We start from the raw sequence: 16,584 nt of genomic DNA, 5'->3' as shown, positions 1-16,584 counted from the left end.
ATTATTGTCGCTCCTCTGGAAACGGATGCAAGGCGGTGAACCCGAGCAGCCGCCGGGCCGGTTCGAGATCGATGGCCACCGCCCTGCCGGGCAACGCCGTACGGCACGGCACGCCGGGGTGGTGTGCCGCGAGCAGGTCCTCGGTCGGCGTCGTCATGAGCGTGTCGGACGCGGCGACGAAGATGACCGGCGCGCCGGACAGCGGGGCCGTCAGCCCGAGCAGGCAGGCCCGCGCGGCGTCGCGCAGATCGAGATAGCTCCACACCTCCGTGGCCCCGGCCGCGGGATCCCCGGCCAGCCGCTCCGCGCGCGCGGCGAGCCTGTCCTGGTCGCCGAGGAAGGGGAAGCGCAGCGCGGCGACGGTCATGCCGTGCCGCCGGTGCATCATCGCCGCCGTGGCCTCGTCCACCTGCTTGGACAACGCGTACGGGTCCTCGATCAGCAACGGCACGTGCTCGTCCAGCGGCAGATACGCCGGGCTCGGGCGCGACCTGGCGAAGGGCAGGCCGGTGATCGACAGGCTGCTGGCGATCACGGCCCGCCGTACCCCCTGCTCCCCCGCCTCGTTCAACACCACGAACGTCGCCTGCGTGTTGGCCGAGAACACCACCTCGGGCGCCGCCACCTCGGGCGAGGCCAGCGCCGCCGTGTGAATGACGGCGTCGGCCCCGTCGAGGGCCGCGCGGACGGCGGCCGGGTCGCGGGCGTCTCCCACGACGACCCGCTCCGCCGCCAGCGGGCCGGGATCCTCCGCGACGAGGGCGGTCACGGCGATGTCGCGCGCGGCGAGTTCTGCCAGTACGGCGGAGCCGAGGCGGCCGGCCGCGCCGGTGACCAGGACCCTCATCCCTTCAACCCCGTGAAGGCGATGCCCCGGATGATCTGCCGCTGGAACAGCAGGAACACCAGGACGGGCGGGATGATCGCGATCAGCATCCCGGCGATGAGCAGGGCCTGGTCCGAGGTGTCGGCCAGCCGGGGCAGGGCCACCGCCAGCGGCTGGCTCTCGGTGTCGGTGATGGCGATCATGGGCCAGAGGAAGTCCTTCCACGCGTTCATGACAGCCAGCAGTGATACCACGGCCAAGATCGGCCGCGACATGGGCAGCACCACCCGGGTGAAGATCCGCCACGGCCCCGCGCCGTCGAGGCGCGCCGCCTCGAACAGCTCCTTGGGTATGCCGTCGAAGAACTGCTTGACCAGCAGGACGTTGAAGGCGTGCGCCCCGGCGGGCAACCACACCGACAGCGGGGTGTTGGCGATGGAAAGGTCCAGGACGGTCAGATAAAGCGAGACCATCGAGACCGTGCCCGGCAGGAACAGCGTCGCCAGGACCGCACCGTAGACGTACTTGCCGTAGGAGGGCCGCAGGACCGACAGCGCGTAGGCGCCGGTCGTCGCGACGAACAACTGGGTGAACCAGGAGCCGGCGACGAGGACGACGGTGTTCGTCAGGTAGTGGCCGACCTCCAGGGTCGTCCACGCCTCCGCCAGGTTCGACCAGCGAACGTCCGCCGGCCACAGGGCCAGCGGGCTGCGCAGCGACTCCTGGGTGGAGGAGATCGCGCCCTTGAAGATCCAGTAGATCGGCCCGGCACCCTCCAGGAGCAGGGCCACGATGAGCAGCGCCTGGGTGGTGCCCAATCCGAGGCGCATCCCGCGCCGTTCGGTCTCGGAGATCACTCCCCTCACTTCGTCCCCCAAGTTCTGGTGAGCCGCAGGTACACGGCCGACAGCACCGCCAGCACCACGGCCAGGCTCACGCTCAACGCCGCCGCCGTGCCGTAGTCGCCGTTGACGAACGCGTACCTGTAGATCAGCAGCAGCACCGTGACCGTCGAGTCCTCCGGCCCGCCGTCGGTCAGCACGAACGGCTCGGTGAAGACCTGGAAGGTGTTGATCACCTGGAGCAGCAGCATGATCAACAGAATGGGCCGCAGCTGCGGCAGTGTCACGTGCCACAACCTCCGCCAGACGGATGCGCCGTCCAGCTCGGCCGCCTCGTACAACTCGGTGGGCACACTGGACAGCGCGGCCAGGTAGATGAGCACGGCGCCGCCGGCACCCGCCCAGGTCGCCTCCAGCACCAGGCTCGGCATCGCCATACCCGTGGACTGCAGCCAGGGGTACGGTCCCAGCCCGACCAGCCCGAGCAGCTGGTTGAACAGGCCGGAGTCCGGGTCGTAGAACCACTTCCACATCAGCACGGCCACCACCGGCGGCACCACTACCGGCAGGTAGACCAGCACCCGCATCAGCCCGGAGCCGCGCCGCAGCTCCGACATCAGCACCGCCAGGAAGATCGGCAGCGGGAAGCCGATCACCAGGGCCAGGCCGGTGAACAGCAACGTGTTGCGCACCGCCAGGCCCAGCAGGGGGTCGGCGAGCAGGGTGCGGAAGTTGTCCAGGCCCGCGAACGTCGCCGCCTCGACCAGATTGGTCTGCTGGAAGCCGAGCAGCACGCTGCGGATGATCGGCCACCACGAGAACAGCCCGAAGACCAGCACCGTCGGGATGAGGAACAGCGCGGCCGCGACGCCTTTGCCCCGGGTCACTGTGCTTTCTCAAGCAGCGGGGCGACTCGGGCCGCCGCCTTGGTCAGCTCGTCGCGCGGGTCGGCGTCCTTGCGGGTCAGCACGGCCTGCACGGCGGTGTCGAGGGCGCCGTACAGGTCCTGGGCGGCGACCGGGGGCTCGACGACGTACTCCAGTTTGTCGGTGTCCTTCACGTAGGGCGCGAAGTTCGCCACCGGGATGTTGGCGTGCTTGGCGATCGCGGTGTTCACCGGGCCCGCCACCGACGTGCCGTAGAACGGCAGCGTGGGCAGGCCGACGGCCAGCTTGTCCGCCGCGTTGGCCACGGCCAGCTGCTCGGCGGCCGCCGGGTCGTAGTTGGGCTTGAGGTAGTAGAAGTCGATCCACTTCACCGCGGCGGCCCGCTGCGCGGCGGTGGCCTTGGCGTTGACGGCCGCCACCAGCCCGCCCAGCAGCGTCGCCTTGCCGGCGCCCTGCTGCGGCAGCGCCGCGATGCCGAAGTCGTCCGGCTTGCCGGAGTAGAGGGTGGTGTAGCGGTTGTAGCTGTTCACGGTGCCGATCAGCATGCCGATCTTGCCGGCCGCGAAGTCGCGCTCCGCGTCCTGCTGGGTACGCAGTTGGTTGGCGCCCATGGAGTCGTCCTGCCAGCGCATCGCGGACAGGTGCCGCAACGCCTGCTCGGCCGGGCCGTCCAGGAGCGCGGGCACGTACTTGTCGCTCTCCTGCTTCTCCATCCGCCCGCCGAAGGAGTAGGTCATCGCGGTCAGGATCCAGCCGCCGGTGTTCTTGACCGTCATCTGGGTGTAGCCGGTCGCGCCCGTCCCGGCGATCTTCTTGGCCGCCACCCTGACCTCGTCCCAGGTGGCCGGTGGCTGGTCCGGGTCGAGCCCGGCCTTGGTGAACAGGGCGCGGTTGTAGACCAGGCCCAGGGCGTACTCGGTGACGGGCAGGCCATAGACCTTGCCGTCCGCGCCGGTCGCGGGGGCCAGCGCGCGGGGGTCGAAGTCTCCGGCGTGCGGCAGGCTCTTGATCTCGGCGCTGAGGTCGGCGACCTGGCGGCGGGCGATGAGCCCCGGCGGCTCGGTGAGCGGCACGGTCAGCACCGTCTCCGCGTTTCCGCCGGCCAGCCTGGTCGCGAACGTCCTGGCGTCCCACTGCGTGTCGGTCGGCTTGATCTTGATGGTGGGGTTGGCCTTCTCGAACGCGGCCACCGCGTCGAGGAACTGCTTGCGGGTCTTGGCGGCGGTGGTGGGAGGCATGCCCGCCACGGTGATGGTGGTCGTGCCCGAGTCCTCACCCGACGAGCCGGACGCGCAGCCCGCCGTCGCGGCGGCGAGCACGAGCGCCCCCGCCATCCACTTCCTGGAGGCTGATACATCCATGGCCACTCCTCTACCTAATGCGGATTAGGTGGCATCTAATCCGCATTAGGAAGAGGTGTCAAGGCGTTACCGCCAGATTACGTGATGCGCACAGATCACCCTTGACACTCTCGTTCGGGCCGTACTACACATCTCCCTAATCCGCATTAGGTCGACAGGGAAGAGATCTTCATGTCTGACATCCCCCGACGCCGCTTCCTCGGCGGAGCCGTAGCCGCCGGGCTCGCGGGAGCGTTGCTCCCCACGGCACCGGCCCAAGCCGACACCCCTTCGATCTCCGCCGACGGCATCATGCTGACCGCCGGCACCGACGGCGGCATCAGCGTCCGCGACGGCGGCGGCGTCGAGCGGATCAGGCTCACCGGGTTCATGACCAAGGACTCCGTCACCGGCATCCAGCGCACCACCGGCGGAACGCCGTCGCTCGTCACGCTCCCGGACGGCACGCAGGCCATCCAGGTCGACTACACGCTCCCCAGCGCGGCCGGGGGAATCACCGTCCGCGGCGTCTTCGGCGTCGCGGCGCACCGCGCGAAGCTCCGCTGGGAGATCGGCGGCTCGACCACGCTGATCCCGGCCGGTTTCATGCTCGGCCGCGCCGTCGTCTCGCCCTCGGCGCCCGAGTCCTTCGCCGCGCTGACGACGTGGAACCGCGACGCCGGGGGCGGAGTGCCGTACGAAACCAATGCCGGGGTCGTCTATCAGGAGACCTGGGCCGACACTCGCGCCTACTTCCGGCTGGCCACCACCACCCCGGCCTGGACCAACGCCACCTGGATCCACGCCCCCGGCACCGGAACCACGAGCGCGGCCGTGACGGAGGCCGACCTCGTGCTCGGCTCGATGCGACCGGCCGCGGGCGGCACCATGGGCGCGGGCCTGCCCCTCGGCGTGGAGGTCTGGACCGACCAGCCCTTCTCCCTCTGGGACGCCGGCGGCCAAGCCATGACCCTGCACGCGGAGGTGGCCAACGGCGGAAGCGCCGCCCGCAGCGTGAAGCTGACGTGGTGGGCGCGCGACTTCGACGGCAAGACGCTGGCCGGCGGCAGCGTAACTGGCACGATCGCGGCGGGAGCCGCGTGGAGACAGACCTTCACCGTCACCTCGCCACCTCGCGGGATCGTGTTCACCGAGGTACGCGCCACCGCGGGCACCGACAGCGCGTTCGCCCGCACCAACCTCGCCGTCCTGCCGCCGCACACCTATCAGGCCGGCGCCGACAGCATGTTCGGCATCGCCAACTACCCCTGGCTGCTCAAGCCCGACACCGCCGCCGTCGTGGGATTGATGAAGCGCATAGGCATCCAGCGCGTCCGCATCTCCTATGACGGCGGGCCGGGCCTGCCGCCCGCCGCCCTCGACGCGGCGGGGATCAGTCACAACATCGAACTCGCCGGGATCCCCCTGGACGGAACGGCCGCCGAGGTCGCCGCCTGGGCCGACACCAACACGCAGAAGGCGATCGGGTCGGGTGCCGACTACTTCGAGGTGGCCAACGAGGTGAACAAGCCGTGGATGAGCGGCGAGACCGCCGCCGCCTACGTACGGGATGGATTACGCCCGGTACGCGACCGGCTGACCGCCGCGGGAGCGCCCACCAAGGTGCTCAACGCCGGCCTGGCCGGCATGGATCACATCTGGACCAAGAACTTCCACGACGCCGGCGGCTGGGACCTCATCGACGGGTTCGCCTTCCACCCGGGCCGGGGCAACTTCACCCCGGACTACGCGCCGCCTCCGGAAGAGTGGACGCAGGGCACCAACGGCTCCTACTGGAACTTCCTCGGCGGCCTGCGCAAGGCCCGCGAGACGATCGCGGAGTACGGGCACAAAGAGTTGTGGATGACCGAGGCCTACGCCTGCACGAAGCCGAACAGCTGGTGGCACGACACCTACCGGCAGGCCGCGGAGAACGTCCTGCTCACCCTGGCGCTGGCCATGGCCGAGGGGGTGAAGTGCGTGAACTGGTACCAGCTGCACGACAGCGTCCTGGGCAAGCCGCAGATGGCCGACCCGGCCAACCCCGAGTACCACTACGGGCTCATGAACCGCGACCTCAGCGCCAAGCCGTCCATGCTCGCCTACGCCACGGCCGCGCAGGTGCTGGACCGGGCGACGTTCATCCGCTGGCTGAAGCCGGCCGACCCCGACCTGAAGGGACTGCTGTTCGACACGCCCGAAGGACCCGTCTCGATCCTGTGGAGCAGGAAGGACGGGTACCTGCTCAACACCGATCACGCGCCCGGCGCCACGTGGTTCGCCGCGCCGGAACCGTGGGTGGACGACTGGCCGACCAAGACGGAGCTGAAGGTGGCCGCCGCCGGGCGTTCGGTGCGGGAGCTCGACTGCCTCGGCAGGGAACGGCTGCTCACCGCCCGCGACGGCAAGGTCCAGGTCCGACTGGACGGCGCCCCACGCATCTATTACGGCCTGACGGCGGCCCCTGACCAGCTGCACTGAGGCCTTCGGCGGCGGTCCCGGCTCCCGTCAAGGGACCGGGACCGCCTCTGACCACCTAGGCGAGATGCGTGAAGATCAGCCTCACGTCGTGCTCGAGCTGGTTCATCAGGGTGGCGTCGTTGATCTGGTCGTTGGCGTAGTGGGTCTTGGCGCTCTTCTGCTTGCCGTCACCGTCGAGCAACGTCTGGGTCGTGGTGAAGCCGCCGCCGTCGTCCACTTCGTAGAAGACGTGGTTCTTGCCCTTCCGTTCCACGGTTACGTGACAGTAGGTCCAGGACGAGCCGCTTGGGTCCATCGTCGGCTTCTTCGTGATCGTGAGGTGCGCGTTGTAGACCTGACCGTCCAGTGTCACCGTGAAGCCGTCCAGGAACAGCCACGCGCCGGCCGCGCCCTTGTCCCAGTAGCTGATGCTGGGCTTGCCGAACTCTATGACGTTCAGCCCGAGCTTCTTGTACGCGATGCTTTCCCAGTTCTTGATCGTCGTGCTTACCTCTGGCATGGGTCCCCCAGTTTTGGATGAGATCGACTTCCCCCGAGTCGCCCTTATCCTCACCGCGCGAAATAACTCGCCAATTGCCAAATAATTGCAAAGGCCGCTTGGCGATAAATTTCGCACCATCGCCTGGACGGTAAATTATTGCGCGCGATCCGAGCAGGGAAATGCACCAGAAATCGGCGTAACGGCCGCCATGGCGGCCGGCCCGCTAGATCCCGAGGACCATACGGATGACGTCGCGATCCTTCTCCTTTTCGGCTTCGGAGAGCAGTTCGTAGGGGCGGCGCTGCTCTTCGGGGGCCCAGTCCCGGTTGCGGACGAGCCACTTGTCGTGCACCACCGAGCTCGCCTCCTCCATGAACCGCTCGCTTCTGACGTCCACGCCGCTCGTCCGCGCCTCATCGACGAGCTGTACCCCGATGCGCGCGGACTCCTGGTTCTCGCGCTTCCAGTCGGCTGGCAGGTCGCGATAGCGCGTGTTGGCTATGTCGACCTGGTCGGTGTCGTGCTTCTTGATCCAGGCCGGGTCGCTGGTGGTCTTCACCCTCGGCTCGTACGTGCCGCCGGGCAGCTTGCGCGGAGCGCGCCACGCGTCGTGGAAGCGGTCGGCGACTCTGTCGACCCTGCGGTTGGTCAGGGTCTTGGACATGCCGCGCATCAGCGCCCCGAGGCGGGCGGTGATCTCGCGCAGCCTGGCAGAGACTCTGACGGCGATGGCTCTCAGCCGGGGCAACAGGTGGGGCGCGTACGCGACGGCCGCCACAGCGAGAGCGGCCAGCCCGGCCAGCAGACCGCCCACCCAGACCAGCGTTTCCCTGGCGACTCGCAACATGCCGGCCACGTTGGAGAGGCGGTCGGCGAGGTCGCCCGCAGTGAGGGCGATGCCGTCGCGGCCGTTCACATGGTCGTCCACCGCGTCGGCGGCTGGCCCGCTGTTTGCCCCGGCCAGCCGGTGGGCGCGTCCGCTCTCCGCGGCGAGTTCCCGGTGATGAGCGGCCGCCGCGTCCAGATCGGCGATGTGCCTGTCGACGCCGTCCAGGTCGGGCAGTGGCGGGACGCCGAGCAGCGCCAGCCCGGCCGCCAATGCCTGTTCCGTCACACGTCCCGCCCACGCGAGTTGGCGAGTTCTGTGCTCGTATTGATGGCGGCCATGGCGACCTGTCCCGTTCCGGCCTGGTCGAGCGAGCCGGACAGCCCTTCGCAAGCGGTGCGGAGGCCGGCCGTGAGCTCGTGGTAGCCGACCGAGAACTCCTCGTACGGCAGCGGCGTCTCGCCTCGGCCCCACCCTCCGGCGAGCCCGGAGTACTCGTCGGCCAGCGCGCCGAACGCCCGGCCCGAGGAGGCCCGGCCGCTGGCGTCGATCGTGATCCCGGTCGAGATCTCGGTCATTCCGTGATCCTCCTGAGAGTGTCGTCAAGCCTGCTGTTCACGTAATCGAAGTCCCTGTCCGCCTGAGCCTCCAACTCGTCCAGCCGCTGGAGGAGTGCGTCGAGGCCGGGGGAGTCCCGGGGCGGCTGCTCGTGCCCACGCTGCGCGGCGCGCACGACCTCCACAACCCGTCTGGCCAGCTCCGTCGAGCCGAGCCGCATGGCCCGCGGGTCGATGTGGAGGGCGGCCAGCAGCCCGTCCTCGCCCACCTCCGCCGTCACCGGCTCGTCCACCTGCACCTCCGCAAATTATGATCTTCGAGAGTCTATCCACCCGCACCACCGCCGAAGCCGACCCCGTCCAGCGTCGCCGTACCCGCTGATCCCCACGCCACCAGGTAGACCACCGGGTCACGAGCTATTCCACACCAGTAGCACCTGATCATCGTTGGGTCGGGCTCGACTCGTTACCTGGCCTTCACCGGATCGACCCGATACCGCGTGAGCTCCGGCGCGGAACCTTCGGCCTCCTCGGTGCAGGCGATCAGGAACGGCGCCGCATCGTCCCCGCCCTCGACGACGAACCCGTCATGGCGTTCGCTGAACTCCCGCCGTCCCGCTTTGCGCAGCACCGTCCGGATAACCTCAGCGCCCCGATCTCGCACGTCCACAGGGGCCGACGGCCCGCGCGCCGTACCTGACCTCCGGTTTGTCGTCGCTCACGGACCGCATCGTCAGCGAACCGAGACCTCGATCACAGAGTCTCTATATCACCACAGGCCAGTACGCGGTTGGTTCGGCCGTGCGGCTTTGTTTGACACGGGCCAGGCCGGTCAGCTCGTAGTTGAGCTGGGCGAAGATTTACTCGTCCAGCCAGGCTGCGTAGTAGGCGTAGACGGTGCTGTACGACGGACAGGTATTTCCAGGCGATTCCCGTTTGATTGATATACAGGATCGCATTGAAGACGCCCCACAATTCACCCGAGGCGGGCTGGCCAGTCGATGCTTGGCGCCAAACGGTTAAGTTCGATTAAAGCCCAGCGGGCGTCGGACAGGTCGCTCGGGTACGGCTTCGCTCGCTCATGGAGTACCCGAGTGGTTCGCCTGGTTGGGAGCCTCATGCGCCAATCGAAGGCGAGCATCACGATGACGATCGTCAGGGGGATTACACAGGCGGAGATGGACGGTGCCAGCAGATGCGCCGCCACGCTCATCACCTGCAGGAGGCCGCGGCCGGCCATGAAGAACACCTCGCCGACCCGGTCGGCGCTGTACCGGCCAAGGGGCAAATGGGCCAGATGATCGCCGAGCCGGCGATACATACCGCGCAACAGCGCTGTCCGCGTGCCCGGACCCACCGAACGCCTTGACCACCGCGATCCCCTGCTCCAACTCCACGACGGAACTGGCATCCGTCCCAAGGCCGCATCGAACTCCTCCTACTCGCGCGACCAGTCCGGGGTCGCCATCAAAGGGGCCAGCGCCACCGCCAGCACCACCGGGATCAGCGTCAGCCGCAAGTTGATAGTGAACAAGCAGATCAGCGACACCAACGGCACCACGAACGCGGAGGCCAGTTCACCAGGGGCACTGACGTCCCCCACCACCGTGGCCAGCTCGCCGGTCCGGCGCCGGGAGAACCAGCCGATCGGCACCCGCCCCAGCCGCGCTGCCACCTGCTGGCGCAACGTCAGTTGCACCTGGCCGTCGAGAAGGTGCCCTAGTCCGGACGAGGCGGCCGTGATCAGCCGCCGGGCGAACAGACCTACCGCACCCGTGATCATGATGGCCCGGACATGAGCGGGGTCGATCAGGCCGGTCGACAGCAACGTACGGCCCAGTTCGACGACAGCCGGCAGCGGCGCCAGGCCCGCGAGGGCGCCGATGAGCTGCAGGATGACAGCAGCGGCGAAGCTCCATGCGTAAGACCCTGGACATCGAACTCACCGAGCCCACCGGGCTGATACGGGCCAGGCTCGCCCTCACCGCATGGCGGCTGCTCGACGGCTGAGGCCGTGGAAACATTCGGGACGTCAGGCGACCTGCGTACCGGCCGCCACCCACGCCTTCCAGACCTCGCCTTCCAGACCTCGCCTTTCAGGCTGACGTCGCGATCACCGCTGCCCGCCATCCAGAAATCAGCCGTCACCGGAGGGTTGACCGTCACTTAGAAATTGCCGGGCGCCGCGCAACTTGGTGTGCAGCCGCCGCTGTGTCATGGCGCAGTCCAAGCGCACGTCTAGAGGACCGAGCAACTTGGTGTCCGCCCTCCGACCCGAAGGCAACTGGTCCGCGTCCAGGCCATCGCGACGAGCGATGAGCACCCCAAGCTCGTATCGGCTCACCGCATCGGCACCAGCGACATGGTGGACACCGCGATACTCAGCTGCGGCAAGTTCCAGGAGCGCCGCAGCAAGGTCACGTACATGCACGGGACACCGCACGTCATCGGTGAACAGCACTCCGCTCGACCTGCCGGTGGCCAGTGCATGCACCAGGACCTCGTGCGGGGAGTCACCGTCGCCAATGATCAACGATGTCCGGGCTATCACCGCACCCGGCACGATCGCGTTCACCGCCGTCTCCGCGGCGGCTTTGGCCGCGCCGTACGGGCTGATCGGGTCAGGGACGCACGTCTCGTCATAACGAATCGCGGCGCCGGAGAAGATCGCGTCGCTGGACACATGGACAAGACGCCCACCCACCATGGAGACAGCGAGAGCCACATTCTCGGCGCCGATCGCGGTGGTCGTCCAATCCGCCTGCCGGTACGCGGCGTTGATGACCACCCCGGGCCGGAAGGCGCCGATCAGCACCTCGACGTCCTCGCGCCGACGCACATCGAGTGGCACCCACTCAACGCCGCCGGTCTCCCCAGATCGGGTCAGATACGTCGCGGCAACCTCGTGCCCCGCCAGCGAACACTGCCGAGCCAGCTCACGGCCGAGAAACCCACTACCACCGACGATGAGGATCCTCACGGCCGGTCACCCTAGCCGATCAGTCGTTCCCAGACGCCCGCCGGACGCACAAGAGCCCGTACCCCCCAAAGGGAAATTGTCTAGCGTTGCTTGAGGCGGAGTGCTTCTTTGCGGGCCTCGGCCTGAACGGACCGCTCGCGCTCCAGCCACGCGGGGTTCTCCGCTTTCAGCGCATCGATCTCAGCGGTGGTGAGCGGTTCGGTGATCCCGCCTCTGGTCAGGCCGGAAATGGAGACCCCGAGCTTCGCGGCGACGACCTGCTTGGGGTGCGGTCCGTTGCGGCGCAGGTCAGCGAGCCAGGCGGGTGGCGTCGACTGCAACTCGTTCAGCTCGTCCCTGGAGACGACACCCGCCTGGAACTCGGCGGGAGTGGCCGAAAGGAGGACACCCAGCTTCTTGGCCGCGGTCTCGGGCTTCATCGTCTGGATGGTCTTCGATTTGGACGAGGTCATGGCGCCAAGCGTAGTCAGTCGGAACGGGTTCCCCTGACATCGGTAGTCTGTGGAAGTGACTGATGGGGAGACCGGCAGGGTGTTCCGGCTGGCGTACGTGCCCGGGGTGACACCCGCGAAGTGGGTCAACGTCTGGACCGAGAGGATGCCCGGCGTGCCGATCACCCTCGTCGCGGTTCCCGCCGCCGAGGTGGTGGCACTCCTGCGGGACGGCGGCGCCGACGCCGCATTCGTCAGGCTGCCGGTCGACCGTGACGGGCTCAGCGTGATCCCTCTCTACGTGGAGACCACAGTGGTCGTGGTACCCAAGGACCACGCGGTGACCGCCGCCGACGAGGTATCCCTCGCCGACCTGACCGACGACGAGGTGTTGCACCCTCTGGACGACACCATCGAGTGGACGACCCGGCCCGGGCAACCCGCGTTCACGCGCCCACCCACAACGGCGAACGCGGTCGAGCTGGTAGCGGCCGGCACCGGGCTGCTCCTGGTCCCCCAGTCGCTGGCACGCCTCCACCACCGCAGGGACGTCACGTACCGGCCGGTGCCGGACGCGCCGCAGTCTCAGGTCGCGCTGGCCTGGCCCAAGGACGCGACCACAGACCTGGTGGAAGATTTCATCGGCATCGTCCGCGGCCGCACAGTGAACAGCTCACGAGGCCGTACGCCCGCCTCCCCCGCGGAGGAACCGGCACAGCGGCAGGCACAGAAATCCGCCAAGAATGGCTCCGGCCGCCGGGCCGTACCGGCCGGCCGCAAAAGGAAAGGCAACCGCCCTCGGTGACCTGCGTCCCCGTGACCTGGTGAGAGGCCCGGCCACCCGGCGATCTCCTCCAGGCTCATGCCGACACGCTGCCCCTCGCCGTCATCGATCTCGTGGACGCGTACTCGCTCTGCCACTCGGACAGCCTGGTTACACCTGCGATACGGCGAGTCTGCGTTCACCAGCGGTGCCTGCGGCCTAGGCTCCAAGCGCGGCCCGGCTCGGGCGGCAGATCACTCCGGCCTTGGCTGCACGGGTCGCCTCGCCGCTCCACACGACACTCACCGCGGGAGAGATGAATGGGGTGGTTGGTCTCGCTGCTCGGGGCCACGCTCATCATGGCCGCCCTACGAGATCTTTTCCACACCCTCTGGCACCCCACCCGCCATGGAGGTCTGAGCCGGCTCGTCATGGCCGCGTTGTGGAAGCTGGCCCGGCATCTCCGAGCGCGCAGGCGTGTGGTGGGTCTCGTCGGGCCGCTCGCCATGGTCACGGTGGTGGGTATGTGGGCCGTCACCATCATCCTGGGCTGGGCCATCGTCTACTGGCCCCACATGCCGGAGGCGTTCGCCTTCGCGCCCGGTTCCGCACTGTCGCAGGAGCCGGAACTGCTCAACTCCGTCTATCTGTCGCTCGTCATGGTGGCCACCCTCGGGCTCGGAGACATCGTGCCCGCCGAAGGCTGGCTCCGCGTGGCCTCGCCCCTGGAAGCCGTCATCGGCTTCGTCCTCCTGACGGCCACCGTCTCCTGGGTGCTGGAGATCTATCCGACGCTGACCCGCCGACGGGTGCTCGCGATCCGATTGGCACTGCTGTACCGATCGGACCACTCCATGCAGCAGCTCGACTGCGCTGCAGGTGCATCATTGCTGGCAAGCCTGGCCACCGAGGTGGTCCGCGTCCGTATCGACTTCACCCAGTACGCCGAGGCGTACTACTTCCATGACGGTGAGGACCACTCGTCTCTGGCGGCCACGATCGGCTATGCCACTCACCTCGCCCAGCGCGGGCAGGCAGCCCGACGGGCAGATGTGCGTCTGATGGCCGCCCTGCTCGCTGGCGCGCTGGAAGACCTTGCCACCATCATTGACCAGCGTTTCCTCCACACGGATGGAACACCCGCGGAGGTATTTGCCGCGTACGCGGCCGACCACGGTCGCGCCCTCACCGGGGCCTGAGCGCTCTGCCCGGTAAGCTCGCGACCGTCGGTGCTTACGCACGACATCGCTCTTTGTCAGAGCCGTCGGCAAGTTCCAGCACTGGGCGCGACAGCGCATCCCGCGAGAAGTCCGCTTCCCGTCGGGCGACCCCTGTCGAGCAGTTTCTGTTTTTCGGCCACGAGTCGGCGGACGACAATGTCGACACAGCGGGCGAGATGTCTCTTGCGATCAACTGACCGAAGATCTCTCCTGCCACGGAGGTCTTGCCGACCCCAACAGGTTCACCGTCCTCGCACAGGCGGAACAGAGCGGCGACCGCATGCGGGCTGGGAGCAAGACGACTTCGCGGTCTACGTCTGGCGATCCATCCGGCGAAAGGGCGGCACCAAGACAGTCAAGTCTCGTAGGTCACTCACGCTCCCCCGGCGTTGCGTGGACCCGCCGCGCCTGCCACTTGCCCAAAATCAGATCAGCGACGCGGCCCGACGATCAGCGGCCGCCACCGAAGTTCTGCGGAACGCAGGACATGCTCGCGTCTACGGGGGAAGCACTTTGCTCAACACGACAGCGCGTCTACAGGTCAGGCGACCTGCCAAACGTCCGCTACGGGTGAGTCTGGTGATGGGGCTCACCAGCGTGGCGATGGCGGGCACCGGGTCACCGGTCTGGGCCGGACCGCCAGTTGCCGCCGGATTCTCGACCCGGCAAGCCGCACAGCCATCCACACCATGCGGCCCATCTCCGGAGGTGGAGTTCTACCAGGATGAGGTCCCGCAGCCGAAGGTGGCGACGCCTGACAACACTCGCTACGGCCATGACCATTACACCCTCACCGCCCACGTGGGTAGGCATTCGTTCTCTCCAGCGAACGACTGGCCTGAAGTAACCACACTGGGTTACAGCGCTTCCGGTGGCAGAGGCGGCAGTAGCAGCAGCGCCAGTAGTAGTAGCAGTAGCAGCAGTAGCGCCAGTAGTAGTGCCAGCAGCAGCGCCAGCAGCAGCGCCGACGGCGGCAGCGGTGGCGGTGACGGTGGCGGTGACGTCGAGATGAACTTCCTCGGCCCGACGATCGTCACGCGAGAGAACCGGCCGGTCGACGTGAAGGTGATCAACGCCTTGCCGGCGGCGGGAACCCAGATATTCCCGTTCGACCAGCCGAACAACGACAACAGGCTCACTCTGCACCGTCACGGCGGCCTGCAGCGGCCAGAAAGCGACGGAGCACCCGCCCCCATCGGAGTGGAAGTCCCACCCGGCGGCTCGCAGACCCAGCACTATCCGAACAACCAGGCCGCAGCACCCCTGTGGTACCACGATCACATTGACGCGCAGACCTCGTACCACGCGTACGAGGGGCTGGCAGGGTTCATCCCCAACACCGACCGGCGGGAGCGCCAATTCGGCCTGCCCACCGACGCCTTCGCCAAGGCTTACGTGCTGCAGGACAAGTCCTTCAACGCCGACAAGACGCTGTGCTACAGCCACGCCGATCCCGAATTCTTCGGCGACCTCCCAGTGGTCAACGGTATCGTCGCGCCGAAGCAGACGGTGGAACCGCGGCGGTACACCTTTACCTTCATCAATGGGTCAGATTCCCGCTTCTACCGCCTGAGCCTGAGGCAAACCAGCGGCTCGACGGCCTCTGCTCCCAAGATGACCGTGGTGGCCGGTGACTCTGGCTACCTGCTTCACCCCGCTGTGGTCACCGAGCTGCTTGTCGCCCCAGGCGAACGGTACAAGGTGGTCATCGACTTCACCGGCCACCGTTCACAGAACTGGGTGCTGGCCAACAACGCTCCGGCGCCCTTCGGCGCGCTGGATGGCGTCGATCCCACCGGGGCTGGGATTCCGCAGCTCATGCGGTTCGACGTCGGCCCTTCGACCCGCTGGCCAGACCGCTCCCGAGTTCCGCGTACGCTGCCGGAGACCAACAACCAGCTCCCACCCGCCGCCCTCCTCGCCAAAGCCAGACTGCGGACCGTGCAGGCCGGTGAGGTCATCCCCGGCGCCCCGCAGCTCGGGGACAAGGTCCAGTTGCTGAACTACGGGCCGGCCGACACGGCCACCGAGACACCGCGGCTGAACTCGACCGAGGCATGGGCCATGCGCAACCACAGCCCAGACGCTCATCCGATCCATCTGCATCTCGTCGAAATGCGGCTGATCGGCCGTTGGCCCGTCACCAAGTGGAGCGACCCCGACCCTGACACCGGCAACCAGGTACCGTTGGAGATCGGACAGTTCGTGCCACCGGCTCCTTACGAAAGCGGCCCGAAGGAAACGTTCGTGTCCCCGCCCGACTTCATCACCGTCTGGGCGAGCAAGTTCACCGTCGGTGGGTCATCCGTCTGGCACTGCCACATCATGTCCCACGAGGACGGAGCGAGCACGGGCGGCGCAATCGAGATGATGCGGCCGCTGGTGATCGGCAACAAGCCGCAAACCCAACTGCCGCTGGTCCACGACCAGGTCCAACTCGACGAGTTGATACGCCGGCCATAGAAAGAACCCGGTGGCCTCCAGCCTGGAGGCCACCGGGTTCTCCCAGTCTCACGACGCGCTACAAAGGCAATCAGGTGTTAAACCGGCGCACGCCTTTCCTGGCCTGCCCGGAGCTGGAGCCCCCCCGCCTGCGGCAGTGCAGTAAGGCGGGCGCCGTGACGAACCGGATGGGGAGCGCCTCGGCATCACGTCGATCAGGGAACTCGTCAGGCCGCGCGATGCTCGGACAGTCGGCTCCGGGGTGCCGGGCTCTCTCGGTGGCAACGCGTCTGTCGGCGCCGAATCGGAACAGGACGAAATGTAACCAGAACCCGAGCAAATGTAACCAGCGCATGGTTACATTTGCCTGAGCCAGAGCGTGAACGAGTTGGTCGCACGTCTCCGCAGCAGCCGGAGGCGACAGGGTATGACGGGGACTTCCCATTGTCGGATTTGGAAGAACAGGCATTCCTTGCCGCCCGGAAGCCGCCGCTCTTCGACCGGCAGC

The 16,584-nt window shown here is 67.7% G+C and carries 17 protein-coding genes and 1 pseudogene; 4 read left to right on the top strand and 14 right to left on the bottom strand.

Annotation, left to right across the window (positions count from 1 at the left end):
• Position 1: 1 nt before the first annotated feature.
• The 4 genes from AB0L53_RS36095 to AB0L53_RS36080 are packed head-to-tail and all read right to left on the bottom strand — an operon-like array spanning position 2 to position 3,916.
• Positions 2 to 847, bottom strand: coding sequence for an NAD(P)-dependent oxidoreductase (locus tag AB0L53_RS36095; protein WP_364003835.1), 846 nt, complete (start codon positions 845 to 847; stop codon positions 2 to 4).
• Positions 844 to 1,683 (bottom strand): carbohydrate ABC transporter permease, encoded by an 840-nt coding sequence (locus tag AB0L53_RS36090; protein WP_364003832.1) that lies wholly within the window; start codon positions 1,681 to 1,683, stop codon positions 844 to 846. Before AB0L53_RS36090 ends, AB0L53_RS36095 begins: the two co-directional genes overlap by 4 nt.
• A 5-nt stretch (positions 1,684 to 1,688) precedes the next feature.
• Positions 1,689 to 2,555 (bottom strand): sugar ABC transporter permease, encoded by an 867-nt coding sequence (locus AB0L53_RS36085; protein WP_364003830.1) that lies wholly within the window; start codon positions 2,553 to 2,555, stop codon positions 1,689 to 1,691.
• Positions 2,552 to 3,916: an extracellular solute-binding protein gene (locus AB0L53_RS36080; RefSeq protein WP_364003828.1), complete on the bottom strand. Its 1,365-nt coding sequence runs from the start codon at positions 3,914 to 3,916 to the stop codon at positions 2,552 to 2,554. The genes AB0L53_RS36085 and AB0L53_RS36080 overlap by 4 nt, the downstream gene beginning before the upstream one ends.
• 171 nt (positions 3,917 to 4,087) lie before the next feature.
• Here AB0L53_RS36080 and AB0L53_RS36075 point away from each other — a divergent pair, with 171 nt between their 5' ends.
• Positions 4,088 to 6,376, top strand: coding sequence for a hypothetical protein (locus AB0L53_RS36075; RefSeq protein WP_364003825.1), 2,289 nt, complete (start codon positions 4,088 to 4,090; stop codon positions 6,374 to 6,376).
• Between the two features lie 55 nt (positions 6,377 to 6,431).
• On the opposite strand, the gene AB0L53_RS36070 is transcribed toward AB0L53_RS36075, so the two are convergent.
• From AB0L53_RS36070 to AB0L53_RS36030, 9 genes and pseudogenes are all read right to left on the bottom strand, one after another.
• A complete protein-coding gene (locus AB0L53_RS36070) occupies positions 6,432 to 6,875 on the bottom strand; it encodes a hypothetical protein (RefSeq protein ID WP_364003823.1) in 444 nt (147 codons plus the stop codon).
• Positions 6,876 to 7,080: 205 nt separating this feature from the next.
• Entirely contained in the window at positions 7,081 to 7,971 is an 891-nt protein-coding gene (locus AB0L53_RS36065; protein WP_364003820.1) for a hypothetical protein, read from the bottom strand.
• Entirely contained in the window at positions 7,968 to 8,261 is a 294-nt protein-coding gene (locus tag AB0L53_RS36060; protein WP_364003817.1) for a hypothetical protein, read from the bottom strand. The genes AB0L53_RS36065 and AB0L53_RS36060 overlap by 4 nt, the downstream gene beginning before the upstream one ends.
• Positions 8,258 to 8,539: a hypothetical protein gene (locus AB0L53_RS36055; RefSeq protein WP_358545090.1), complete on the bottom strand. Its 282-nt coding sequence runs from the start codon at positions 8,537 to 8,539 to the stop codon at positions 8,258 to 8,260. The genes AB0L53_RS36060 and AB0L53_RS36055 overlap by 4 nt, the downstream gene beginning before the upstream one ends.
• Positions 8,540 to 8,706: 167 nt before the next feature.
• Positions 8,707 to 8,871: a hypothetical protein gene (locus AB0L53_RS36050; protein WP_364003814.1), complete on the bottom strand. Its 165-nt coding sequence runs from the start codon at positions 8,869 to 8,871 to the stop codon at positions 8,707 to 8,709.
• A gap of 154 nt (positions 8,872 to 9,025) precedes the next feature.
• Positions 9,026 to 9,360: pseudogene (locus AB0L53_RS36045) on the bottom strand (transposase); the annotation flags it as partial.
• A 318-nt stretch (positions 9,361 to 9,678) separates the two neighbouring features.
• Complete coding sequence (locus AB0L53_RS36040; protein ID WP_364003812.1) at positions 9,679 to 10,023, bottom strand: hypothetical protein; 345 nt, start codon at positions 10,021 to 10,023, stop codon at positions 9,679 to 9,681.
• 354 nt (positions 10,024 to 10,377) lie between these two features.
• On the bottom strand, positions 10,378 to 11,220 hold the full coding sequence (locus AB0L53_RS36035) for a sugar nucleotide-binding protein (protein WP_364003809.1): 843 nt from the start codon (positions 11,218 to 11,220) through the stop codon (positions 10,378 to 10,380).
• Between the two features lie 80 nt (positions 11,221 to 11,300).
• A complete protein-coding gene (locus AB0L53_RS36030; RefSeq protein ID WP_225289020.1) occupies positions 11,301 to 11,672 on the bottom strand; it encodes a DUF5997 family protein in 372 nt (123 codons plus the stop codon).
• A gap of 55 nt (positions 11,673 to 11,727) precedes the next feature.
• Between AB0L53_RS36030 and AB0L53_RS36025 the strand changes: the two genes are divergently transcribed.
• Positions 11,728 to 12,456: a LysR family substrate-binding domain-containing protein gene (locus AB0L53_RS36025; protein ID WP_364003806.1), complete on the top strand. Its 729-nt coding sequence runs from the start codon at positions 11,728 to 11,730 to the stop codon at positions 12,454 to 12,456.
• A 278-nt stretch (positions 12,457 to 12,734) separates the two neighbouring features.
• Positions 12,735 to 13,613, top strand: coding sequence for a potassium channel family protein (locus AB0L53_RS36020; RefSeq protein WP_364003803.1), 879 nt, complete (start codon positions 12,735 to 12,737; stop codon positions 13,611 to 13,613).
• Between the two features lie 878 nt (positions 13,614 to 14,491).
• On the opposite strand, the gene AB0L53_RS36015 is transcribed toward AB0L53_RS36020, so the two are convergent.
• Positions 14,492 to 14,671 (bottom strand): hypothetical protein, encoded by a 180-nt coding sequence (locus tag AB0L53_RS36015; RefSeq protein ID WP_364003800.1) that lies wholly within the window; start codon positions 14,669 to 14,671, stop codon positions 14,492 to 14,494.
• Here AB0L53_RS36015 and AB0L53_RS36010 point away from each other — a divergent pair.
• Positions 14,643 to 16,097, top strand: a complete 1,455-nt coding sequence (locus tag AB0L53_RS36010; protein WP_364003797.1) for a multicopper oxidase domain-containing protein — start codon at positions 14,643 to 14,645, stop codon at positions 16,095 to 16,097. The genes AB0L53_RS36015 and AB0L53_RS36010 overlap by 29 nt on opposite strands.
• The last annotated feature ends 487 nt before the right edge of the window (positions 16,098 to 16,584 follow it).

Source organism: Nonomuraea sp. NPDC052129 (assembly GCF_040680095.1).
Classification (GTDB): Bacteria; Actinomycetota; Actinomycetes; order Streptosporangiales; family Streptosporangiaceae; genus Nonomuraea.
Note: the sequence above shows the minus strand (reverse complement) of the source record. Positions and strands in the feature narration are given on the sequence as shown.